The organism is Dissulfurimicrobium hydrothermale, assembly GCF_022026155.1.
Taxonomy (GTDB): Bacteria; Desulfobacterota; Dissulfuribacteria; order Dissulfuribacterales; family Sh68; genus Dissulfurimicrobium; species Dissulfurimicrobium hydrothermale.
On the sequence record NZ_CP085041.1, the window covers coordinates 1,399,276 to 1,421,264 of the forward strand.

Sequence of the window (21,989 nt, forward strand, 5' to 3'; positions counted from 1 at the left end):
GTCCCTATACCTCTATACCTGCTTCCGTAGCATCGTGATGGATTTGTTTCCATTTCCACATAAAGCGGCCTTTTATGTGATCAGGAACAAGGGCGCAGAGCGCCTGCGATATCTGACTTAACCTTGGATAAAGCAGAGAATCAGCAAGAAGAGGGCTCCTTGCAGGCAAAAAGACCGTAAGCAGAAATATTATCACGCCTGTCAGTATCAAACCCTTTGCAAGGCCTATAAGCCCCCCCATTATCCTGTCCACCAAAGTGAGATGGAGGGTCTTTAACAAACCCTTTATAATGATCCCAATTATTATAAAGGCCATGTAGACCAAGATAAACAATAGAAAGAATGCGATCAAAGATCTGAATATTTCTTCTTTGATAAAAGGTGTAAGCCTGTCAGAAAGGATTGAGAAATGGGTCATGCCTACCCAAAAACCCAGCAATATTCCAAGGAGTGAGGCTGCCGAGCGGCTGAAGCCCACAAAAAATCCTCTCAGCACGGTAATGGCGATGATGATTGTTATTATAAAGTCAAGTATATTAAAATGTATGTTGGCTGTATTAAACCACATATCTCCTCCCAATCCATCCTCTTCCTTGGGAAGAGGGGGATTTTCTAGATATTCATCGGTTGTTTTGCCCTGCTGTCAATACGTTTTCGGCCATCGTTGTAGCCTGATTTAATTCATCTTCTAGGAGTTTTCGATACGATTCAAGGGCCGGTCCCCTTGCATCATTGGGTACGTAAAAAGGTTTTCCATATGTCAGTACAATTTTTGAGAATGGCCAAGGAAGGATCGTTTTGTCCCAACTGTTGAACATGATTGCTGGTTTTGCTGTAAATCCAATAGGTATGACCGGTGCTCCGGTATCCCTGGAAAGAATCAGGGCACCCTTTTGCGCAATGCGAGCAGGGCCCCGGGAGCCATCCGCCACTATACCGGCTCCAATATTGTAACGCCTCATGGCCCCGGCCATATCTCTTAAGGCCTTTATACCTCCCTTGAGCCTTGAACCCCTTACAGGTATCTGTCCCCATCTTTTGATGCAGCGTGCCACCCAATCGCCATCTGAGCTGCCGCTAACCATGATGACCGCTTTGCGGTGTCTGAAATGAAACAAGATGTATATAAGGCTGAAATGCCACAGTGCGATTATAACAGGTATCTCCGATCCGAGGATAGATCTTGCCTCCGCGTTTCCGGCTGTAATAACCCTGCACGACGAAAGCCATATCTCGGCTACAGTAAGAAGGGGTCTTTCAATCCAGGTGGTCGGTCTCGTTCCAGCTGTTTTGTGAAATTCATCTGAAACCTCTCGCACTTCCATAGGGCATGAGGTAACATAAAGTACCAAATGCTTCAAGTCTGAGGTCTGCTATGTCTAGTAAAAAAATGCGTTTTGAGGCAGCCATGTCAAGGCTCGAAGGGATTGTCGGTGAGCTTGAATCAGAAAGGCTTTCTCTTGAAGACGCCTTGAAGCTCTACGAAGAAGGGATAAAACTTGCTAGGTACTGTGCGACATATCTCGATTCGATAGAAAGAAGGATAGATGAACTTGCAAAAGGGGATGACGGGATTGTTATAAGGCCCTCAGATATAGATAAAGAGGTGGACAAGTCTTGAACGCCAGCCTTGAAACTTATTTAAAGAAACAAATCTCAAAGATAGATTCCGCTTTGGAGAGATTGCTGCCCATAGAGACTGGCCTGTCCGGACCGGTCTTCGAGGCTATGCGCTATAGTTTGATGGCAGGTGGAAAGAGGCTGCGCCCGATTCTGCTCCTCGCAGGTGCTGAAGCGGTCGGAGGCAATGCAGCGGATTTCATCCCTTTTGCCTGCGCAATTGAATGCATTCATACATATTCGCTCATTCATGATGATCTTCCCTCTATGGATGATGACGATCTCAGAAGGGGCCGACCTACCTGTCATAAGGTATTCGGAGAGGCGGTGGCTATACTTGCCGGAGACGGTTTATTGACCTTTGCCTTTGAACTCATGAGCAATAAAGATTTGATAGGTCATATACCGCCAGAGCGTGCAAATAGGGCCATCTTTATCATTGCCAAGGCTGCTGGGCCATTCGGCATGGTAGGCGGGCAGACGGCCGATATACTCCTTGAGGGCAGGGACGCTGATCCAGGTATGTTGTCCTTTATTCATAGCCATAAGACAGGGGCCATGATCCAGGCGTCTGTTGAGGCTGGCGGGATCTTGGGTGAAGGGACCCGGGAGGAGGTGGAGTGGCTAAGTAGATATGGGGCGGCCTTGGGCCTTGCCTTTCAAATTGTAGACGATATCCTTGATATTGAAGGCGAGAGGGCTATTATAGGAAAGCCTGTAGGTTCCGATGCAAAAAAGAAAAAGATCACATATCCTGCCGTATTTGGAATGGCCGAGGCAAAGAGAAAGGCTGCCATCCTGCTCGACGAGGCGTTGTCAGCCATCGCCCATTTTGATGAAAAGGCCGAACCGCTTCGGGCCTTAGCCCGCTATGTGGTCGAGAGGGATAGATGATATGCCCGGGTTTCTTGACACCATCCATTCACCAAAAGATATAAAAGGGCTCAAACCAAAAGAATTGAATGAACTTGCCCTCGAGATCCGCAAGAAGATCGTAGAGACTGTCTCTAATACAGGCGGGCACTTGGCGCCAAGCCTTGGCGTTGTAGAGCTCGCTATAGCTATACACTATGTTTTTAACGCACCCGAAGACAGAGTTATATGGGATGTCGGACATCAGGCCTATGCCCACAAGCTTCTGACCGGGAGGGTTTGTAAATTTCATACACTTCGACAGTTCAAAGGCATAAGTGGTTTTCCAAAACGCAGTGAGAGCCCTTATGACTCCCTTGATACAGGACACAGCAGCACATCCATCTCGGCAGGACTTGGAATGACCACCGCCCTAAGGCTCAAAGGTGAGCCCGGTAAGGTGATAGCCGTCATCGGAGATGGCTCAATGACCGCCGGCCTTGCGTTCGAGGCCTTGAACAATGCAGGTCACCTGAGGAGGGACATAATCGTCATATTAAATGACAATGAGATGTCCATATCTCCGAACGTGGGTGCGCTTTCCTCTTTTTTGAGTAGAAAACTCACAGGCAAGCTGATATCTAGGCTCAAGATGGAGATAGAGTCCTTTTTGAAACGCTCCGGCACTGGTGAACAGATATGGACGTTATTGAAAAAAAGCGAGGATTCCCTCAAGAGTCTTTTTACCCCAGGTATGCTTTTTGAGGCCCTTCAGTTTGAATATGTCGGCCCTTTGCCCGGCCATAACCTTGAAATATTGATAGAGACGCTCCAGAATGTAAGTAAGATCCCCGGCCCAATCCTTCTGCACGTGCTTACCAAGAAAGGTAAGGGTTATCCACCGGCCGAAAGGCGCCCAGAGGACTTTCATGGCGTCGGTCCGTTTGAGATATCAACGGGTGAACCAAAGACGACCAAAAAATCAGTACCTCCTACCTATACCTCTGTCTTTGGCCAGACACTGATCAAGTTGGCCAAAGATGATAAACGTATAGTCGCCATAACTGCAGCTATGCCGTCAGGCACCGGACTCAGCGCCTTTGCAAGGGAGTTCCCGGAGCGCTTTTTTGACGTTGGCATTGCAGAGCAACATGCCGTGACCTTTGCAGCAGGCCTTGCTATTGAGGGATTAAGGCCGATTGTCGCTATCTATTCGACCTTTTTACAAAGGGCCTACGATCAGGTCATTCATGATGTGTGCCTCACCGCCCAGCCAGTTGTATTTGCAATAGACAGAGGTGGGCTCGTAGGAGACGACGGTCCAACACACCATGGTGCATTTGATATAAGTTTTTTGAGGGTGGTTCCGAATCTCATCATCATGTCACCGAAGGATGAAAACGAACTTCAGCACATGTTGTTTACCGCATTCAAACACAATGGGCCTGCTGCTATTCGGTACCCGAGGGGGGAAGGCGTTGGGGTAAGCATGGATTGGGAGTTAAAAGAAATACCCATCGGCAGTTGGGAAATGCTTTCAGAAGGCCCTGACGTCGCTATTCTTGCCGTAGGACAGCATGTCAAAACCGCCCTTCTTGCCGCGGAGAAGCTTGCATTGAATGGATTTAATGCAACTATAGTAAACGCCCGTTTCATAAAACCTCTAGACAAAGAACTGTTGGCCAGGGTTTCATCCTTTACAAATGGCAGACTTATCACGGTTGAGGAGAATGCACTTATGGGGGGGTTCGGTTCTGCCGTTCTCGAAGGATTGAGCGACCTTGGCTGTTTGCCTAAAAAAGTGGTGAGGCTCGGCCTGCCTGATAGATTCATTGAGCATGGAACACAGGCGATACTTAGAGAGGTGCTTGGACTCGATGTGGAGACAATAGCCGGTGAGGCCTTGGCCCTCATCAGGGGTGCTGATGGACCTTAAAAAACCCCTCTGGCCCCTTTTTGAGTTTGTAACACAATTATATCTGATTAGCCCTCATGGCGGGCTGGAAGATCTAATTCAAGAACTTCCTGACGATCTCAAACTGTTGGATATAATATACAAACAGCCATCTATGCTCATTAGACCGATTGCCAGCGTCTTTGACAATCTGGCCTTGATCAAGAAGGGGCGAGACATAACCCTACCTGACATAAGAGATGAAGATGGTAAAGAGCTTCCTTTGTTCGATGCGATGATTTCTTTGACAAAACAGAGGGTGCTTGAGTATGAACTCGAGGCCATAAATTCCGCCTTGTGCGGTCCCTGTAGCTGTGTTTTGTGCTGTACTGGGCCTGATTTATCGGCAAGACAGGAATTTTTTGAGATACCACTTCTTGACGAGGAGATTTCGCTCTTCAGCAGGTTTCCGATTGTTGATTCCATGAAGTCGCGTGCAAAAACGGCTTATTCAGAGCCTGAACTTGAAATAGATGGCGCCCCATTTTATAAAAGACCTTCGGCCATCTATCATTGGGCCACAGGGTATAGTTTAATATTGGTAAGAGGTGCGGCATGTCCACATCTCAATGCTTCAGGCAGTTGCAATATATATTCTAGCAGACCGGTTGCCTGCAGAAAGCCGCAGATATTTCCGTTCGTAATAGAGAGGCTCTCGGGCCGTCACCAGGATGCTGCAGAGAGATATTTAAGGCGCGATGCGCTCCTTGCGATATGGGATTGCCCGTACGTTAAGGAGTTCAAGGCCGAGATCATCACATATGCCAGACTCTGTAATTTGACTTGCATTTTTAAAGAAAACAAGGCATAAGATGATGTTATTTTCTATAAAGTGAATTCATGTTTTATGGTTGACAAGAATATCTTTAATTGACTACAATTTTTATGAATTAAAATTCAGGATAATCATAAAGACAACTTTAGATATAAAAGAGACTTGCTTAAAGGAGAGTACATTTTATGGGTAACGGGCCTTTGATATTGTGGTTTGATCAAATAGGGATAAAAGATGTTCCCCTGGTTGGCGGCAAGAACGCATCTCTTGGCGAGATGTACCAGAGACTTAGTTCAAAAGGTGTAAATGTCCCCAATGGTTTTGCCATCACCGCTGATGCCTATAAGTATCTTCTTAAAGACGCTGGCATCGAACAGACCATACGCAATGCCTTGGATGGGCTGGATACGCATAATATAGCTGATCTCAGAAAGAAAGGCAGGGCGGTTAGAGAAATTGTGCTGGGCGCTAAATTCCCTGCCGCCTTGGAGACGGAGATCGTAAAGGCCTATCGTGCCCTTGAAAAGGCATACAATCAACCGAACGTGGATGTCGCTGTGCGGTCTTCAGCTACAGCCGAAGATCTTCCCGATGCCTCTTTTGCCGGTCAGCAGGAGACATATCTCAATATAAGAGGGCCTGAACGTTTGATCGAGGCCTGCCATAAATGTTTTGCAAGTCTTTTTACTGATAGGGCTATTTCATATCGGCACGACAAAGGTTTTGGACATTTTGATGTATATCTCTCTATAGCTGTCCAAAAGATGATTAGAAGCGATAGCGCAAGTTCAGGCGTTATGTTTACTATGGATACAGAAAGTGGTTTTGATAAGGTTGTTTATATAACTGGCGCCTTTGGGCTTGGCGAAAATGTCGTTCAGGGGGCGGTGAATCCTGACGAATTTTACGTCTTCAAACCTACGCTTAAAGCAGGCTATCGGCCTATAATCCATAAAAAGCTTGGGCTCAAACATAAAAAGATGGTCTATACGGATGATCCAAAAGCACCTGTTCGTAACCTACCGACAACCAAAAGTGAGAGGAATAGTTTTGTGTTGTCGGATGACGAGCTCCTAACGCTTGCCAGGTGGGCATGCACCATAGAAGAACACTATGGTAAGGCTATGGATATAGAATGGGCAAAAGACGGCGACGGTTCATCCGTAGGCACAGGAAAGCTCTTTATAGTTCAGGCAAGACCGGAGACCGTGCATTCTCAGAGAAAAACCGAATTTATAGAGACTTATGTGCTTAAAGAAAAAGGGAAATTGCTTGTGACTGGAAACGCTATAGGTTCAAAGATAGGCAAGGGTGAGATAACCGTCATTAAAAGCGTAAATGATATTACAAAATTCAAGGCCGGGCAGATACTGGTTACGGATATGACCGACCCTGACTGGGAGCCGATCATGAAGATAGCGTCTGCAATTGTCACAAATAGAGGGGGGCGCACATGTCATGCCGCCATTATTTCACGTGAACTCGGCATACCCTGTGTAGTTGGCACAGAAAATGGGACTGAGATATTGAAAGATGTAAAACTTGCGACGGTTTCATGTGCAGAAGGCGAACAAGGCAAGGTATATGAAGGCATCCTTGATTTTGAGATCCAGCGGTTTGATTTGACGGAACTCCCGAAGACCAAGACAAAGATCATGATGAATGTCGGCATCCCTGAGCAGGCATTTGATCAGGGACAGATGCCGAATGACGGTGTAGGGCTCGCACGGCTTGAATTCATTATCAATTCCCATATCGGGATACATCCGCTCGCTCTTTTAAACTATAACGAATTAAAGAAGAAAAGCAGGAAAGACGAAAAAATAAAGGAAATAATCAAGTCTATTGATGCAAAGACAATCGGATATGAAGATAAAACCAGGTTTTTTATAGATACCCTTGCCCAGGGGACCGCAAAGATTGCGGCTGGTTTCTGGCCAAACGACGTCATAGTCCGCTTGTCCGATTTCAAAAGCAACGAATATGCAAACCTGATTGGCGGTTCTCTGTTTGAGCCTACCGAACATAATCCGATGATAGGATGGAGAGGGGCATCGCGCTACTATTCACCGGCATTTGAGCCCGCCTTTGCCCTTGAATGCAAGGCCCTTGCGATGGTCCGCGATGAAATGGGGCTTACAAACGTAAAGGTCATGATACCATTCTGTCGGACTGTCGAAGAAGGTAAAAGGGTCATAGAAGTAATGAAAAAATATGGACTTTGCCAGGGAGAAAATGGACTTGAGGTATATGTTATGTGCGAAATCCCCAGCAATGTCATACTTGCAGACCAGTTTGCCGAGGTATTTGATGGATTCTCGATTGGTTCAAACGATTTGACTCAGCTTACCCTTGGACTGGACCGCGATTCAGAGTTGGTTTCGCATATATATGATGAAAGAAATGAGGCGGTAAAGAGATTGGTAAGACAGGTCATTCAAACAGCTAAAAAGGCGAAGAGGAAGATTGGAATCTGCGGCCAGGCGCCAAGCGACTTTCCTGATTTTGCAGAATTTCTTGTGGAGTGCGGCATAGATTCCATGAGCCTCACTCCTGATACTGCCTTAAAAACCAGGCTCATGGTCGCCAAAAAGGAAAAAGATCTTGGGATGATGCCATAAACAATACAAACGATATAAACAAAAAATACTAGCGACGACGTCTGTTCGTTTATTAATTGGCGGACTTTCTCGTAGTTCACCTACCTAAGAGATATCAAGCAAGGCAAGAGGGCGCAGCGGGCGATTTAAAACTCCATCACATCTTTTTGATTTGGTAGGGTATGATCTCAATAGATCCCTTGTCAGGATAGTAGAAAAAAGTCTTAATATATTTAATGTCGTATAAGATATATTATGTTAAATAAAATTTATAATAAAATCAGCATAGTATATTATTCATTTGTTATAAAGCTAAAGCTTATGAGTGTCTTACTGGACATGGTTGATCTGATTAGGTAATATTAAATAATATATTCAATTAATTATTAAAAATAATATTTCAATAAAATGAAAAATTTTATCACTTGGGGATTGGCTAGTTTAAGTATATTGGGTGCAGTTTTAAATATAAAAAAAAGGCGATCCGGTTTCGCCGTATATACCGCCGCAAATATAGGATGGGTATTTGTTGATCTATATTATGGGATATATGCACAGGCAGTACTCTTTCTTGTATTTACCGCTCTTTCAACATGGGGTTGGATAGAATGGGGAAATAAAAAGTGGCATAGAATATAGTGGGAAATTGATGGAAAGGACCTCCCTCTTCGAGACATTTGAGCACGGTGCCGACATTGGAATAAGAGGTATTGGGCCTACGCTAGAACAGGCTTTTGAAAATGGGGCAAAGGCCCTTTTTTCAATCATAGTAATTAATTTTAGTTCGATTAAACCAGTAAATATATATCAAATTTCATGTTTTTCTTTTGATCTTGAGCCGCTTTTCACCTCGTGGATTAATCAACTTTTAGCTGAGGCCGACATAAATCGGTGTATCTTTTCGGACTTTAAGATCAACCATCTCGACCTAGATAATTTCAGACTGTCTGCCCTCGCCTTTGGAGAATTTTTTGATACTAATAGGTTTGAAAGGGGTGTGGATGTCAAGGGGGCAACCTTTACTGAACTTAAAGTTTATAAGCGTGACGGGTTTTGGATAGCCCAGTGTGTGGTGGATGTATAAAGTTGTTGGAGGCCTATCGTGAATATCAATAGACTGAAGCGGTTGGATGAATGCCAGTGGGAGATACCTATCTTTGATGATATGCATGTACCGGCCATAATCTATGCTGACCGTGCCCTAATCGAAGAAATGGATGAGAAGGTGTATGACCAAATCGCCAATGTCGCCAGTCTCCCTGGCATTGTTAAGGCTGCGATAGCGATGCCTGATGCCCATTGGGGTTACGGTTTCCCGATAGGCGGTGTGGCTGCATTTGATCCTGATCAAGATGGGATCATCTCGGTAGGTGGCGTTGGTTATGATATATCCTGCGGTGTGCGAACTATGATCACTGGTCTTACACGGCAAGAGATTGCCCCTAAGATCAAGACCTTGGTAGATAAACTCTTTGAAACAGTGCCTTCCGGGGTTGGTTCGGAGGGAAAGATACGACTTTCTCCTGCTAAATTGGATGACGTACTTATCGGCGGTGCAAGGTGGGCGATAGAGCTGGGATATGGCGTGCCCGAAGATCTCGATTATATCGAGGAGCATGGGTGCATTACAGGGGCCGATCCATCGTGCGTGTCTGAAACCGCAAAAAAACGACAATACAGGCAGGTTGGAACCTTGGGTTCCGGCAATCATTATCTTGAGATTCAATATATAGAGGAGATATTTCATCAACCTTCAGCGGATGCTATGGGTCTTAAAAAGAACGATGTTGTGGTGGCTATCCACTGCGGTTCCAGGGCGCTCGGTCATCAAATCGGGACTGACTACATCCAAATACTCGGCCAGGCGTCTAGAAAATATAATATACCGATAAAAGAAAGGGAGCTTGTATGCGCGCCCATAAGATCTTCTGAGGGCGAGGCATATTACAAAGCAATGGCTTGCGGGGTGAATTGCGCCCTTGCCAATCGCCAGGTCATCGGCCATCTGGTACGCCAGGTCTTTAATGATATCTTTTCAGGGCCTGAGGTAAAGATTCTCTATGATGTCAGCCACAACACCTGCAAGATCGAAAATCATTATGTGGACGGGGAAATAAAGCGGCTATATGTGCATAGAAAGGGTGCGACAAGGGCATTTGGACCGGGGAGAACGGAGTTGCCCGAGAAATTTAGGGGGATCGGACAGCCTGTGTTTATTGGCGGGACGATGGGGACACATTCATATATATTGGTTGGCCAAGAAAAAGGCGAGGCCCTTGTTTGGGGTTCGGCATGCCATGGCGCTGGCCGTGCTATGAGTAGAAATGCCGCCTTAAAAAGGTGGAAAGGCAAAGATGTGATTCAACGTCTTGCGGACAAAGGCATAATAGTCCGTACAGCAAGCTATAGAGGTGCAGCGGAAGAGGCCCCTGACGCCTATAAAGACGTTTCGGCGGTTGTAGACGCCATAGACAGGGCTGGGCTTGCAAGGAAAGTTGCACGGGTGAAACCGATGGCGTGCATCAAGGGTTGAGCTCTTTCAGTTGGTTTATCAGGTAGTCATTGTCTTCCATTGATCTAAGGCTTATCCTTAGATATTCATCGGAGAGACCCATAAAATTACTGCAATCCCTTACGAGAATTTGTTTGTTTTTTAATGTCGCCGTAATAGTTGCGGCCATCCATGGTGGTGTAATCTTAAAGAGAATAAAATGGGTACTACCTTCCAGCGGTTTTAAAAACGGGATCTCCGCCTTTATTCTGGATAGAAACCGGCGTTTTTCAACCTTACAGTATTCGCGTACATCCTCTTCATAATGAAAAGACATCTTTACCAGATATTCTCCTGCTATTTGAGCAAGTCTGTTTACCGCCCATGGTTTTGACATGGAATCTAATTTTTTTATAAGATTTGAGGCCCCAAGCACATATCCAAGTCTCAAACCAGGGATTCCATATAGTTTTGAAAAAGAACGGAGAATAAGTAAGTTAGATGGTAGATTTAATGAAATAAGTGATGTTTCTTGATCCCTTCCTATAAATGGTGCATATGATTCGTCAATGACCCATAAAGTATCCTGGGCGATTTTTATTGCATCCATTAGAATATTTGTAGGAATGAAACGTCCAGTTGGGTTGTTGGGATTGCAGATAAAGACGATGTCGCCATATTTGGCCTTATTGGTGATGGAGTTCAGTATAGCGACGTTTGCGTTTTGGTCGCCATCTGGCCATGGCCCAAGGGTTTCTACTTCACAACCCGCCGCTCTTGCCGCATCAGCGTAGTCTGAATACGTAGGGAGCGGGATTAGCGCCCGCCGTGCCCCCGATACCCTTGGAAGACTGTATATCCACTCAGTGGTGCCGCTACCGATGAGGAAATTTTGGGATGGGAGGCCATAGCGTCTGGCAAGGGCCTCGCGTAAAGTAAAACTATCAACCTCCGGCAGCGCCCTTATCTCTTCAAGACCTGTAATCAGCCGTTGCTTCAGGCCGGCCGGTATGGGTAATGGGCTCACATTGCTGCTGAAGTCCTTGATATCTTTTGGTGATACACCAAGTGACCTTGCAAGCCCGTAGATATCACCTCCATGTCCGTAAAGCATTTGTCAATTTAAACCCTTATTAAACCTAAACTGTTTCTTATTTTTGGTTTCCGGCAAATGAGCGTTCAAAGAGCTGCCGGATGGCCTCGCGTCCTTTGTCGGTCAAAAACCTTGTGCCAGTCCCAGCCAATTCTTTATAAGATATTATCGGTAAGTCAGGCACCCATTCAGAGCCGTTCCAGGTAAACCAGCTGTTTTTGTCCTGATCAAATACACTTACTGGCTTATTGAAGAATTTTGCAAGCTCGACTGCCCATCCTGTCCCACCCTTGACTGTATTGTCTGGTTGTATCCAACCTACAGCGAATATCTGTTGTCCTTTATTTACTATATGAAAGATCGACTGGATGACCTTACGGATCTTTTCCGCCTCTGCATATGTGCGGTTCATATGTCTGGATACGATTGCCATGCTTATATCGCCCTGTTTAAGCTCCTCGTCCGTAAGGATACATACGTCTTTGACCCTGTCCATGTGGTGGCCTTTGTATGAAAAATTGATCTCCCTGAGCCCCCATTTTTCGGCGTTTATCCCAAATTCAGTCTCAGCACCTTTGAGCCCTCCGCTGTATAGGATGTATTTAGATGTATCTATCATTCAGGTCTCCCCTCTTTTTTATTGAATTTCATCTTTTAATACGTCTGCCTTAAGCTCCAAGAGTTTTTTATATACATTTTCCAAGAATTCGGCCACCGGGCCATGTTTATTTTCCCCCGATTGGGCATAATTCTTTGTAATCTCAACAGCCTGACGGAGACATTCTTCTTTGTCATATGTATTCAGTTTTATCTTCCCATCCTTTCCCATCTTTATTGTCCTTTGCCGTCGGCAAGATGACATCCCACATCTATGATGGGGGTGTGGTGCCGATAAATTGCGGAACATCATTTAGTTTCTTTATGAGGTCCCGCAAGGCCTTTGCCCTGTGACTCAGGGCATTCTTTTCTTTGTCTGCGATCTCCGCCATGGTGCGGTTGCCGCCGCCATAGGGGATAAAGAGCGGATCATAGCCGAATCCGTTGGCCCCTCTTAGGGTTTCAGCTATGACGCCTTCACATACACCTTCGCCTGTCATCCAGGCGCCTGATGGATGGTACAACACCACGACACACCTGAAGCGCGCCGTGCGTTTGTGGTCTCCTATGGCCTTCAGTTCCTCAAGGAGCCTTCTGTTATTCTCTTCATCGCCAGCCCCTTCTCCTGCAAACCTTGCGGAATATATCCCTGGAGCACCTCCCAGCGAATCCACTTCAAGGCCCGAGTCGTCGGCAAGCGCCGGGAGGCAGGTGGCTAACGCAACGGTTTGCGCCTTAATGAAGGCATTCTCTTCGAAGGTTGATCCGTTTTCCACAATATCGGGGATGTCGGGAAAATCATCAAGACAAAGAAACTTGATGTCGGGTCTAGAGAATATAGCCGTGATTTCCCGGATCTTGCCTTTATTTCTAGATGCAATGACAAGCTTTTTCATGGAGCCTTTATATCAATACCAGCCTGCTCCTTGTCCGGAGTTTTGAGGCATGGGCCAAAACTTAGCGACACTGCATTTACAGGACAGATAGAATGGCATCTCATACACCTTATACATGCGGTGGAATTTATACTGTCTTCGCCATTATAAAACGAAATATCGCTAGGACATGCAGTTTTACATGCCCTGCAGCCCACGCATCGGCTAGGATCAAAATTGAGTTGCAGCCAGCTGATCCTGTTAAAAAGCCCATAGATAGCGCCGAGCGGGCATATCGCCCTACAAAATGCCCGCATGGTAACCATACACCAAACCGATATTGCAATAAGGACAACGAGTTTGTTTACAAAAAGCCAGCCAGCGGCACGCCTGAGATTTGAATTGAGGGTCAGGAGCGGGATTCCGGCCTCAAGGGTGCCTGCTGGACAGACATATTTACAAAACCATGTTGAACCATAACCCGTTGCATCGACCACAAGGATTGGAAGGACGATTACAAAGAGACCTAAAAATATATATGGTCCGGCCCTGAACCATTTCTTCATAGAGATTTTTGGAACAGGCATACGATATAAGAGTTCTTGAATAAGGCCGAAAGGGCAAAGCCAGCTACATGGTAATCTACCCATTATGCTGCCTATTAGGGCAAGGGTCCCTAATACATAGGCGCCGAAACGCATTCCTACAGGGGTTATGTTTATACGTATGCTGGCAAGAAAATTCTGAAGCCCCCCGATCGGACAAGCTGTGATTGCTGCAGGGCATGAATAGCAGTTAAGGCCTGGTGAACATATCCTTTTTGACCACCCTTGAAATATAGGGGGCCCTTTCCACAAAAAGGTCCAGTTGGAATTGATTATTAACGTAGATATTATTTGCGAGACCTTTCTTCGCCGTTCCATTATCCAATGCCTATGCAGCTAAGACAGACGGTCACAGCCTTTTGCCAGAGAATCTGGGCCTCGCCGGACCATAAACCTAGGGCGATCAGGCCAAGCGAACTTATAAGCGCGATTAACGGTGTATATCTAAATATCATATTTTAGTCCCCCCTTGTCCTCTTCGGCAAGATACTGCCTGACGGTGCTGGTCTTTTGACCAAGATGGACTTCCTTATCGCGCCGGTCGTCTATTTTAATTGCGGTATATACCCGCTTTTCCCCCATGGAAAACGGTACATTGTGCAGTATCTTTGCAGTTGACATAAGGGTGTCGATGTCGCCTTCCACAAGTGTCCCCATGTCGGTAAGTTTATATGGAAGCCCGAGACCTGCAAGGACTTCCTGCATCTTGACTACAAAGCGGTGAAAGCTTGTGGAACCTGTCCCGAGAGGGACTACACTTATCTCCATTATAGCCATATGCCACCCCCAAATAATGAACAAATAAAAAAGGATCGCAGTCGGCCGCTGCAATCCAAATATTATATTTTAATATTGTTGGAGGCGGCGCCCGGACTTGAACCGGGGAATAACGGTTTTGCAGACCGTCGCCTTAGCCACTTGGCTACGCCGCCCAAAAGCAGGTTGTTTTTTAACATAAGGGGCTTCCTTTGACAAGGGTCGGCAAGGTGCCATTGCTTTTAAGACCCTTTGTTTTTTAAGTAAGGATGTTCTTGAGGGCATTAATCCCTTGGGACATCCATCATACGGTGGACGGCTTGAAGCGCCTTGATCCTGATCTCTTCGGGTACTGTTATCTGGTGTATTTCGTCTTCAAGCGCCTTGATTATATCCTTCAGATTTATCTTTTTCATGTCTTGGCAAATCAGATCAGGTGATGCAGGATAAAATTCCTTTTGTGGATTTTGTTTCTTTAGTGTATAGAGGAGCCCTATCTCGGTAGCTATAATAAACTCCCTTTCCTTCGATTCTCTGGCATAGTCGATCATGCCTGTCGTGCTTCTTACCACATCGGCCATGTCAATGACTTCTGGTGGACATTCAGGATGCGCTATAAGTACGGCGTCAGGATGCTCGGAACGTGCCTTTTTGACCGCTGAAACACTAAGGTTGTTGTGAATAGGGCAATATCCAGGCCAGTAATGAATTTTTTGATCGGTATGTCTTTGCACCCATCGGGCCAGGTTCATGTCGGGCGTCATAATAACTTCCGGCGTCCCTAAAGACCTTACTACCTGGACCGCATTTGCAGAGGTGCAGCAGATGTAACTCTCGGCCTTGACCTCTGCGGTGGAATTTACATATGTCACAACCGGTACATCCGGATATTGTTTTTTAAAGTCCCTTAGCTCTGCGGCAGTGAGCATGTCAGCCATGGCACAACCTGCATCTATTACAGGCAACAGCACCTTTTTGTCAGGACATACGATGGCAGCTGTCTCGGCCATAAAATGTACGCCACAAAACAAGATGATATCTGCATTCGTCTTTGAGGCCTCGATACTAAGTGCCAGAGAATCTCCAGTTATGTCTGCTAGGTCTTGTATCTCAGGAGGCTGATAGTTGTGAGCAAGGATTATTGCATTTTTATCCGTTGCAAGCCTTTTGATTTTTAGAGCCAATTCATCCTGGCGCGTCATATCTTGATCCTTATTAAATTAATCGCTGTGCTAGTTATCGTCCGTTCTATATATATCAATTCCTTTTGGTGGAACGAATTTAAAGAGAGAGTCTTTAATGGCCGTATTCACCTCAATGTTTTTAAACATCAAGTGGATCTTTCCACCAGTTTGATCTTCAAGCCACATCTCCTTTATTAGATGGGTCTTAGGATCAAGGCCTACCCAAATCGTCTGGACCTGCCCGGCGTCATCAAGCGGTATGAGCTTTAAAGACCAGTTTGGATCAAGGCCGTTTTGTCCCCCTGGACCTACCAGAAAATATTTATTGATATCTCCTTTGCCAAAGAAAAAGGCTCTGCTTACCTCAGAAGATAAAAACTGCTCCCTTGCCAACACTGTTACCTGTTTTGCCTCCGGTTCATATACATAAACCTCGCTGCCAGAGGTTACGATCAATTGAGGCTCAGGTTGTTTGTATTCCCAGCGCATTAGGTACGGTCTTTTGAAATAGACCGTGCCTGTAGCTGTTATACTTTCATTTACGCTGGCTGGTTTGGTTTCCTGCACAAAATCAGCCTTGATGTCATTTGTTTTTTCATAACGTCTTTGGAGCATATTTGCCAGCTCGGTGACATGTCTCGCTTGGTCCTGTGCAAAAGATAAAGTGGAATTAAAAAATATTGCATAAAAAATAAATAAAATGTAGCAAAATAAATAAAACTTATTTGACATTTTTATAAAATTCCTTAAATAATAATTGATCTTTCATTTATATAATTATACCCTAACGGCCAATAAATCAATGCGGCGTCCCATTTGGCAATCCTATAGCATAAAAAATATTTAGAAATACCAGTTGTAAGGTAGATAAATTAATCATGAGAACGATATGTTCCATTAATGCGTCTATCTTGTTTGCCGTGGCGGTCTCTTTGGATTGCATGGGTATATATAAGGTGTTATTTATATAATTGGCCTTAACTAAAATATCTTTTCAGGATTGGAAAGTGGGTCGCGATACCGACCTTCCCCCTATTCTTTTTAGTAAGACATTGTAATAATATCGCAAAGGGTGATTGTCAGAAATGCGGCCGAACAAGGTGGTATCGAGGTTTTTGTGATGGCTCGAGTAGAATATGGAAGCATAGTCGTAATTGAATACCGTGTAAGGCTTGCCACTGGTCAGATAGTCGATTCTTCTGAAAAATCAGGCGGACCTGTAAAGTTTTTATGTGGACAGAGTGATTTTCCAAGGCCTGTGGAAGAAGGATTGATCGGCCTTGCACCTGGTGAGGATAAAGTAATAGCTGTGGCGCCTTTGTTCGGCTATGGTTATTATGACCCAAAAAAGGTATATCTAGTCGCAACCGAACGTATTTTTGAAGAGATTGAGACAGGCAAGGTTATAAAGGTCCCTGACGAGTTCGGTATTAGAAGGGCTGCATTGGTGCGGTCTGTCTTGCAAGGGGCTGTGCTTGTGGATTTTAATCATCCACTTGCTGGGAAAACCCTCTATTTTGAGGTTAAAGTAAAGGATGTCTTTTATCCTGACCCGCAAAATAACAATAAAGGGGTATTCGCCAATGGAAACGGCATTGAAGAAGGCAGGGCTTAGTGCGATATATGAAAAAATTATTTCAAATCAACGTCTTGATGCCTATGATGCCAAAAGGCTTTACGAGATCAATAATCTGCCGCTTCTTGGTTATTTGGCAAATATCGTCCGAGAGAGACTGAACGGCGATAAAACCTATTATATCTATAATCAGCATATAAATTACTCAAATATTTGTATAAATCTGTGTAAATTCTGCGCCTTTGGCAAGAAAAAGGGGGCACACGCAGCCTATGAGATGACCATTGGCGAGATAGTATCCAAGATTGAGGAACGGTTGAGCGAACCTGTCAGAGAGGTCCATATCGTCGGCGGAGTTCATCCTGATCTCCCTTATGAATATTATATTGATATGCTAAAGGCCATAAAGGCCGTTCGTCCAGATATACATATACAGGCATTCACCTGCGTAGAGATTGCCCATATTGCAAGGATGGGCGGAAAGTCTATAGAAGACGCCATCTCTGATCTTATTGCGGCAGGACTTGGCTCTATGCCCGGCGGAGGGGCTGAGATATTTAGCCCCAGGATACGTGAGCGTCTCTGTCCAAACAAGCTCTCCGGCGAGAGCTGGCTTGAGGTTGCAAAGACAGCGCATAGGCTCGGGCTGAAGACTAATGCAACCATGCTTTACGGGCACATTGAGACCCTGGATGAGCGTATAGACCACCTGATGGCGCTGAGAGACGCCCAAGACGAGACAGGCGGATTCATGTGCTTTATACCCCTTGCCTTTCATCCAAAAAATACTGAGCTCAACGGTGTTTCCATAACTGGCGGGGTCGAGGATTTGAAGATGATAGCCCTTTCAAGGCTCATGCTTGACAATTTTCCTCATATAAAGGCCTATTGGGTGATGTTAGGGCCGAAGATAGCGCAGATAGCCCTTTCCTTTGGGGCTGATGACTTAGATGGTACGGTGATGGAGGAGAAGATCGCCCATATGGCAGGTGGTGAGACCTCTCAAGCCATGACAAGAAAAGAGATTGAAGACTTGATAAAACAAGCAGGCCGTATACCTATCGAAAGGGATACACTCTACCGACCTGTATGAAGGCGACCATACAAGACATCTTTCGAAAAGTTAGGGATCGGCAGAGGATAACTGGTGACGAAGCCGTTTTTCTTTATGAAAATGCCGATCTCCTGACCCTAGGTATGTTTGCGGACGAAATAAGGCACTTTCTGCACCCCGAACCTGTCGTAACATATGTGATAGATAGAAACATTAACTATACGAATGTCTGCATATCGGGCTGCAAGTTCTGTGCTTACTTTCGGGCGCCAGGGGATAGTGCCGGCTATGTGCTCTCAAAAAGAGAACTGGGCCAAAAGATAGAAGAGACTAAGGCCCTGGGTGGCACCCAGATACTTCTTCAGGGTGGACTTCACCCTGATTTGCCGTTGTCTTTCTATGAAGACATGCTCTCTTTCATAAAAGGTTTCGATATACACTGCCATGCATTTTCGCCGCCAGAGATCATCCATCTTGCCAGGCTTTCGGGTCTTTCTGTAGCCGAGGTACTTCTTAGACTCAAAGCAGCAGGTCTTGATTCCATACCTGGTGGAGGCGCAGAGATACTTTCTGACAGGGTAAGGAATATTGTATCTCCAAAAAAGGCTGGCACAGACGAGTGGCTGGGTGTAATGGAGACGGCTCATAGGCTCGGGATTAGAACCACCGCAACTATGATGTTCGGTCACATCGAGACTATAGAGGAGCGGATTGTCCACCTTATGCGTCTTCGTGAACTTCAGGACCGCACCGGTGGATTTACTGCCTTTATTCCATGGCCATTTCAGCCAAAAAACACCGCCCTCAGTGTTAAGGCCGCAACAGCCCATGAATATTTAAAGCTCCTTGCCATCTCACGGATAGTCCTGGACAATTTTGCAAACCTTCAGGCCTCTTGGGTGACTCAGGGGCCAAAGGTAGCACAGATAGCCCTATCCTTCGGTGCCAATGATTTTGGTAGCACGATGATAGAAGAAAACGTAGTGGCCGCAACAGGGGTAACTCATAAGCTGTCTGAAGATGAGATAAGGAGACTCATCGTAGAAGCTGGGTTTTTGCCCAAACAGCGTCTTATGGATTATAGATTTGCGGAAAAATCCAGATAGATATCCTTTAAATGAAGATATGAGCCGAATGAAGAGATTGGATAATAGAGAGACCTTACGCATCCATAGAGCCAGATGGGTGGTACCGGTATCGTGTCCGCCTATTTCAAACGGCGCGGTTGTGACCTTTGGCGGGAAGATAATCGAGGTAGGCGAGATAAATAAAATAGCCCTTCGCTTTCACGGTACGATCTTGGATCATGGGGATGTGATACTCTGTCCTAGGCTCATAAATGTGCACTCGCACATGGAGCTTGCTCCTTTGAAATATCGCCTTGAGCCCAGTGGTTCTTTCACTGGTTGGATACGGGCTGTTATCAAGGCGCGCAGCAATATCAATGCCGATGAGTTTAGGCCAGCGGTCGAGGCAGCCATAAATGAGATGACCTCAGGCGGGATAGTGGCGGTTGGAGATATCGGCAATACAGAGCTTATCCCTGAAATCGTCCTGCAGAACATGGGGCCAGGCATAAGGGGTATCTTTTTTAAAGAGATAATATGTCAGCAAAACGATCCAAGACCATTGGTAAATGACTGGATCAGTTTTACGGCTATGACGTCCGGCTGCTTTCATTTTACAGTTGCGGCGCATGCACCTTATACAGTGTCTCCGCAGGCGATAAAGGTCATAAAGTCGATAAGTCGATTGAGAAAAAGGCCTTTTTCTATACATGTCGCAGAATCGTCAGATGAGATAGAGTTTTTGGCTGGCGGCAATGGTCCATTGAGAGAGCTACTTGAAGAAAGGGGGTGCTGGCTGCCTTTTTATGACATTCCCAAGGCTAGCCCTGTATCATATCTTTCATCTCTAAATGTGCTTGACAAGGATACGATATGTGTTCACTGCGTACATTTGAGTGATGACGATATAGACATATTGGCAAGGGGTGGTGCTACTGCCTGTCTGTGTCCTAGAAGCAATTTTTTTTTAGGTGTAGGCATTCCGCCTGCCGAAAAACTGGTAAAGGCCGGCGTACCGATCGTCCTTGGAACGGATAGCCTTGCAAGTAATGACAGGCTGTCCATATTTTCAGAAATGGCAAGCCTTGCGCGCATTGCGCCAGGACTTTCGACCGAGATAATTTTTAAGGCCGCAACCCATGGCGGCGCAAGGGCGCTTGGCATTGGTGAGGACCTGGGTGCACTTTCAGAGGGAAAGATTGCAGCATTTCTTGCCGTCAATGCCCCAAATATAATAGAAAGTGATATATATGATTTTCTGACAATGGGTTGTGAAGGTCCTGAAGTGAGGTGTCATCTGATCAATGGCTGACGTCTTATCTAAATCGAGCCCCAAACCAAGGGTAGGGTTTGTAAATTTTATAAATACCTCACAAATATATATACCATGGAAGGAATCTGGCGGGGCGCCGGGCTGGGAGATAGTGGAAGGCCCACCTGTCTTATTGAACAGGCTTCTTGATGCAGGTAAAATTGAGGTGGGTATAGTATCGTCGTATTTTTACGGACTTAATTTTAAAAAATACCTCATCTTTCCTGGGTTGTCGATCAGCGCAACCGGCACGGTCGGAAGCGTAACGCTCTTCAGCAAGGTGCCCCTTAAAAGGCTTCAGGGCAGGATTGTGATTGTAACCCAATATTCTGCTACATCGGCAAATCTTGTGAAGATTGTGCTTGAAGACTTTTTGGGTGTAAAACCTATCTATATGACCGGAGACTTCAGCCTTTTGAACAAAAAAGACGTGGGGGCATCTGCCTACCTTGCCATAGGCGACGAGGCATTACGGCTGAGGGAGAGGATCGATTTTGATCAGATCGACCTTTCCGTTGATCTCGCCGAGATATGGCTCAACAATACAGGACTCCCTTTTGTCTTTGCAGTGTGGGCGATAAGGAAGGAGTGTATTAAAGATACATCTGACGCATTGACGATACTTTATAGAAAGCTGAATCACTGTCGACTTCAAGGCCAACAGGAGCTTGAAAGGATAAGTGACATTGCCGCAATCGTAATACCTATGGACAAGACCAAGTGCCTTGATTATTTAAGGGGTATTGAGCTTGATTTGACAGAGGAAAAACAAAAAGGGCTTTTGCACTTTTTTGATCTACTTAACAGACGTGGTGATTTCCCAAAGATCTCTTCATTATCTTTTTTTGAGGCCTTTGCGACATGATGTACTCAGAAAATGAAAAAAAACATTTCGTAAGGAAGAAATTTGCATCTGTCGCCGGCAGCTATGACCTTTTGAACTCGATCCTCAGCTTGAAAATAGATTCGTATTGGCGTTTAGTAACGGCCCGTGAGCTGGACGGATGTGAAGAGGGTCCGATTCTCGATCTGTGCGCAGGAACCTTGCCGCTCTCTCGCGAACTTGCAAAGAGAAGAAACAACACAATAGTCGCGATGGATTTTTGCTATGAAATGCTCAAATGTGGTGTTTTTAAGCTCAATGGCGATAAAAAGATGGGTTTTATTGTGCCTGTATGCGGGGATGGCGAGGAATTGCCTATATCGAATTCAAGATTTTCTGGGGCAACGGTGGCCTTTGGTGTTAGGAATTTGAGCCGTCTTGAAAAGGGTCTCAGAGAGATGTTGCGGGTGTTGAAACCGGGCGGAAAGCTTGTGATTCTTGAATTCTCGCGTCCAAAGAACCATGCCTTCTCTAAGATATATAACGTTTATCTCCATAGGTTTCTTCCAGCACTGGGAAGTCTTATTTCAAAAGACCGCGAGGCCTACAGATATCTGGCAGACTCAATTCAGGCATTTTATGAGCCCCATGTCCTTGCATCCATGATGCGAGGGGCAGGTTTTGTAAATATTAACTATAGGCCGCTCACTTTTGGTATTGTGACCCTTTATACAGGTTTAAAGCCCTAAGGATGC

At 45.5% G+C, this 21,989-nt stretch carries 25 protein-coding genes and 1 tRNA gene; 14 read left to right on the top strand and 12 right to left on the bottom strand.

Annotated elements, in window-relative coordinates:
* Positions 1–4: 4 nt before the first annotated feature.
* Positions 5–568, bottom strand: a complete 564-nt coding sequence (locus LGS26_RS06690) for a CvpA family protein (protein WP_237888119.1) — start codon at positions 566–568, stop codon at positions 5–7.
* Between the two features lie 52 nt (positions 569–620).
* Positions 621–1,361 carry a lysophospholipid acyltransferase family protein gene (locus tag LGS26_RS06695; RefSeq protein ID WP_237888120.1) on the bottom strand — a complete coding sequence of 247 codons (741 nt, stop codon included), beginning with the start codon at positions 1,359–1,361 and terminating at the stop codon, positions 621–623.
* A 14-nt stretch (positions 1,362–1,375) separates the two neighbouring features.
* Between LGS26_RS06695 and xseB the strand changes: the two genes are divergently transcribed.
* From xseB to LGS26_RS06730, 8 genes are all read left to right on the top strand, one after another.
* Positions 1,376–1,621, top strand: coding sequence for an exodeoxyribonuclease VII small subunit (gene xseB / locus LGS26_RS06700; protein WP_237888121.1), 246 nt, complete (start codon positions 1,376–1,378; stop codon positions 1,619–1,621).
* The gene (locus tag LGS26_RS06705) at positions 1,618–2,514 is read left to right on the top strand and encodes a polyprenyl synthetase family protein (RefSeq protein ID WP_330873275.1); all 897 of its coding nucleotides are present in this window, start codon (positions 1,618–1,620) and stop codon (positions 2,512–2,514) included. The genes xseB and LGS26_RS06705 overlap by 4 nt, the downstream gene beginning before the upstream one ends.
* 1 nt (position 2,515) lies before the next feature.
* Positions 2,516–4,408: a 1-deoxy-D-xylulose-5-phosphate synthase gene (gene dxs / locus LGS26_RS06710; RefSeq protein ID WP_237888123.1), complete on the top strand. Its 1,893-nt coding sequence runs from the start codon at positions 2,516–2,518 to the stop codon at positions 4,406–4,408.
* On the top strand, positions 4,398–5,237 hold the full coding sequence (locus tag LGS26_RS06715) for a YkgJ family cysteine cluster protein (RefSeq protein WP_237888124.1): 840 nt from the start codon (positions 4,398–4,400) through the stop codon (positions 5,235–5,237). Before dxs ends, LGS26_RS06715 begins: the two co-directional genes overlap by 11 nt.
* 149 nt (positions 5,238–5,386) lie before the next feature.
* Positions 5,387–7,822, top strand: a complete 2,436-nt coding sequence (gene ppsA, locus LGS26_RS06720) for a phosphoenolpyruvate synthase (protein ID WP_237888125.1) — start codon at positions 5,387–5,389, stop codon at positions 7,820–7,822.
* Between the two features lie 387 nt (positions 7,823–8,209).
* Positions 8,210–8,440 carry a nicotinamide mononucleotide transporter gene (locus LGS26_RS09790; protein ID WP_407932007.1) on the top strand — a complete coding sequence of 77 codons (231 nt, stop codon included), beginning with the start codon at positions 8,210–8,212 and terminating at the stop codon, positions 8,438–8,440.
* Positions 8,441–8,450: 10 nt separating this feature from the next.
* Positions 8,451–8,885: an archease gene (locus tag LGS26_RS06725; RefSeq protein ID WP_237888126.1), complete on the top strand. Its 435-nt coding sequence runs from the start codon at positions 8,451–8,453 to the stop codon at positions 8,883–8,885.
* An 18-nt stretch (positions 8,886–8,903) separates the two neighbouring features.
* Positions 8,904–10,334 (top strand): RtcB family protein, encoded by a 1,431-nt coding sequence (locus tag LGS26_RS06730; protein WP_237888127.1) that lies wholly within the window; start codon positions 8,904–8,906, stop codon positions 10,332–10,334.
* Here LGS26_RS06730 and LGS26_RS06735 read toward each other — a convergent pair.
* The 10 genes from LGS26_RS06735 to LGS26_RS06775 all read right to left on the bottom strand — a co-directional run bounded on the left by LGS26_RS06735 (position 10,324) and on the right by LGS26_RS06775 (position 16,017).
* Entirely contained in the window at positions 10,324–11,406 is a 1,083-nt protein-coding gene (locus tag LGS26_RS06735) for a pyridoxal phosphate-dependent aminotransferase (protein ID WP_237888128.1), read from the bottom strand. The two genes, LGS26_RS06730 and LGS26_RS06735, sit on opposite strands and share 11 nt — an antisense overlap.
* A 37-nt stretch (positions 11,407–11,443) precedes the next feature.
* Positions 11,444–12,004: a hypothetical protein gene (locus tag LGS26_RS06740; RefSeq protein ID WP_237888129.1), complete on the bottom strand. Its 561-nt coding sequence runs from the start codon at positions 12,002–12,004 to the stop codon at positions 11,444–11,446.
* Positions 12,005–12,022: 18 nt separating this feature from the next.
* Positions 12,023–12,214 carry a hypothetical protein gene (locus tag LGS26_RS06745; RefSeq protein ID WP_237888130.1) on the bottom strand — a complete coding sequence of 64 codons (192 nt, stop codon included), beginning with the start codon at positions 12,212–12,214 and terminating at the stop codon, positions 12,023–12,025.
* A 40-nt stretch (positions 12,215–12,254) separates the two neighbouring features.
* Positions 12,255–12,878 (bottom strand): XTP/dITP diphosphatase, encoded by a 624-nt coding sequence (locus LGS26_RS06750; protein ID WP_237888131.1) that lies wholly within the window; start codon positions 12,876–12,878, stop codon positions 12,255–12,257.
* Positions 12,875–13,507 (bottom strand): 4Fe-4S binding protein, encoded by a 633-nt coding sequence (locus tag LGS26_RS06755; protein ID WP_237888132.1) that lies wholly within the window; start codon positions 13,505–13,507, stop codon positions 12,875–12,877. The genes LGS26_RS06750 and LGS26_RS06755 overlap by 4 nt, the downstream gene beginning before the upstream one ends.
* Before the next feature lie 272 nt (positions 13,508–13,779).
* Positions 13,780–13,917, bottom strand: a complete 138-nt coding sequence (locus LGS26_RS09795) for a CD1871A family CXXC motif-containing protein (RefSeq protein ID WP_407932008.1) — start codon at positions 13,915–13,917, stop codon at positions 13,780–13,782.
* The gene (locus LGS26_RS06760) at positions 13,907–14,239 is read right to left on the bottom strand and encodes an MTH1187 family thiamine-binding protein (protein WP_237888133.1); all 333 of its coding nucleotides are present in this window, start codon (positions 14,237–14,239) and stop codon (positions 13,907–13,909) included. The genes LGS26_RS09795 and LGS26_RS06760 overlap by 11 nt, the downstream gene beginning before the upstream one ends.
* Before the next feature lie 79 nt (positions 14,240–14,318).
* Positions 14,319–14,394 (bottom strand) — tRNA-Cys (locus LGS26_RS06765).
* Positions 14,395–14,502: 108 nt separating this feature from the next.
* Entirely contained in the window at positions 14,503–15,420 is a 918-nt protein-coding gene (gene nadA, locus LGS26_RS06770; RefSeq protein WP_237888134.1) for a quinolinate synthase NadA, read from the bottom strand.
* 30 nt (positions 15,421–15,450) lie between these two features.
* Positions 15,451–16,017 carry a LolA family protein gene (locus LGS26_RS06775; protein ID WP_237888135.1) on the bottom strand — a complete coding sequence of 189 codons (567 nt, stop codon included), beginning with the start codon at positions 16,015–16,017 and terminating at the stop codon, positions 15,451–15,453.
* Positions 16,018–16,522: 505 nt separating this feature from the next.
* Between LGS26_RS06775 and LGS26_RS06780 the strand changes: the two genes are divergently transcribed.
* From LGS26_RS06780 to LGS26_RS06805, 6 genes are read left to right on the top strand one after another with little or no spacing between them, the layout of a single operon-like run.
* Positions 16,523–17,017, top strand: a complete 495-nt coding sequence (locus LGS26_RS06780) for an FKBP-type peptidyl-prolyl cis-trans isomerase (protein WP_237888136.1) — start codon at positions 16,523–16,525, stop codon at positions 17,015–17,017.
* On the top strand, positions 16,986–18,071 hold the full coding sequence (mqnE, locus tag LGS26_RS06785) for an aminofutalosine synthase MqnE (protein WP_237888137.1): 1,086 nt from the start codon (positions 16,986–16,988) through the stop codon (positions 18,069–18,071). Before LGS26_RS06780 ends, mqnE begins: the two co-directional genes overlap by 32 nt.
* Positions 18,068–19,138, top strand: coding sequence for a cyclic dehypoxanthinyl futalosine synthase (mqnC, locus tag LGS26_RS06790; protein ID WP_237888138.1), 1,071 nt, complete (start codon positions 18,068–18,070; stop codon positions 19,136–19,138). The genes mqnE and mqnC overlap by 4 nt, the downstream gene beginning before the upstream one ends.
* 28 nt (positions 19,139–19,166) lie before the next feature.
* Positions 19,167–20,411 (top strand): amidohydrolase family protein, encoded by a 1,245-nt coding sequence (locus LGS26_RS06795; protein WP_237888139.1) that lies wholly within the window; start codon positions 19,167–19,169, stop codon positions 20,409–20,411.
* Positions 20,404–21,276 carry a menaquinone biosynthetic enzyme MqnA/MqnD family protein gene (locus LGS26_RS06800; RefSeq protein ID WP_237888140.1) on the top strand — a complete coding sequence of 291 codons (873 nt, stop codon included), beginning with the start codon at positions 20,404–20,406 and terminating at the stop codon, positions 21,274–21,276. The genes LGS26_RS06795 and LGS26_RS06800 overlap by 8 nt, the downstream gene beginning before the upstream one ends.
* On the top strand, positions 21,273–21,983 hold the full coding sequence (locus LGS26_RS06805) for a ubiquinone/menaquinone biosynthesis methyltransferase (RefSeq protein WP_237888141.1): 711 nt from the start codon (positions 21,273–21,275) through the stop codon (positions 21,981–21,983). The genes LGS26_RS06800 and LGS26_RS06805 overlap by 4 nt, the downstream gene beginning before the upstream one ends.
* The last annotated feature ends 6 nt before the right edge of the window (positions 21,984–21,989 follow it).

Coding starts and splice junctions, on each gene's coding strand:
- LGS26_RS06800 (WP_237888140.1), top strand. CDS start 20,404: ATGGCTGACGTCTTATCTAAATCGAGCCCCAAACCAAGGGTAGGGTTT.
- LGS26_RS06750 (WP_237888131.1), bottom strand. CDS start 12,878: ATGAAAAAGCTTGTCATTGCATCTAGAAATAAAGGCAAGATCCGGGAA.
- LGS26_RS09795 (WP_407932008.1), bottom strand. CDS start 13,917: ATGATATTTAGATATACACCGTTAATCGCGCTTATAAGTTCGCTTGGC.
- LGS26_RS06715 (WP_237888124.1), top strand. CDS start 4,398: ATGGACCTTAAAAAACCCCTCTGGCCCCTTTTTGAGTTTGTAACACAA.
- mqnE (WP_237888137.1), top strand. CDS start 16,986: ATGGAAACGGCATTGAAGAAGGCAGGGCTTAGTGCGATATATGAAAAA.
- LGS26_RS06760 (WP_237888133.1), bottom strand. CDS start 14,239: ATGGCTATAATGGAGATAAGTGTAGTCCCTCTCGGGACAGGTTCCACA.
- LGS26_RS06725 (WP_237888126.1), top strand. CDS start 8,451: ATGGAAAGGACCTCCCTCTTCGAGACATTTGAGCACGGTGCCGACATT.
- LGS26_RS06690 (WP_237888119.1), bottom strand. CDS start 568: ATGTGGTTTAATACAGCCAACATACATTTTAATATACTTGACTTTATA.
- ppsA (WP_237888125.1), top strand. CDS start 5,387: ATGGGTAACGGGCCTTTGATATTGTGGTTTGATCAAATAGGGATAAAA.
- LGS26_RS06795 (WP_237888139.1), top strand. CDS start 19,167: ATGAAGAGATTGGATAATAGAGAGACCTTACGCATCCATAGAGCCAGA.
- LGS26_RS06745 (WP_237888130.1), bottom strand. CDS start 12,214: ATGGGAAAGGATGGGAAGATAAAACTGAATACATATGACAAAGAAGAA.
- LGS26_RS06775 (WP_237888135.1), bottom strand. CDS start 16,017: ATGCTCCAAAGACGTTATGAAAAAACAAATGACATCAAGGCTGATTTT.
- LGS26_RS06740 (WP_237888129.1), bottom strand. CDS start 12,004: ATGATAGATACATCTAAATACATCCTATACAGCGGAGGGCTCAAAGGT.
- LGS26_RS09790 (WP_407932007.1), top strand. CDS start 8,210: ATGAAAAATTTTATCACTTGGGGATTGGCTAGTTTAAGTATATTGGGT.
- LGS26_RS06735 (WP_237888128.1), bottom strand. CDS start 11,406: ATGCTTTACGGACATGGAGGTGATATCTACGGGCTTGCAAGGTCACTT.
- LGS26_RS06805 (WP_237888141.1), top strand. CDS start 21,273: ATGATGTACTCAGAAAATGAAAAAAAACATTTCGTAAGGAAGAAATTT.
- mqnC (WP_237888138.1), top strand. CDS start 18,068: ATGAAGGCGACCATACAAGACATCTTTCGAAAAGTTAGGGATCGGCAG.
- LGS26_RS06755 (WP_237888132.1), bottom strand. CDS start 13,507: ATGGGTAGATTACCATGTAGCTGGCTTTGCCCTTTCGGCCTTATTCAA.
- nadA (WP_237888134.1), bottom strand. CDS start 15,420: ATGACGCGCCAGGATGAATTGGCTCTAAAAATCAAAAGGCTTGCAACG.
- LGS26_RS06780 (WP_237888136.1), top strand. CDS start 16,523: ATGGCTCGAGTAGAATATGGAAGCATAGTCGTAATTGAATACCGTGTA.
- xseB (WP_237888121.1), top strand. CDS start 1,376: ATGTCTAGTAAAAAAATGCGTTTTGAGGCAGCCATGTCAAGGCTCGAA.
- dxs (WP_237888123.1), top strand. CDS start 2,516: ATGCCCGGGTTTCTTGACACCATCCATTCACCAAAAGATATAAAAGGG.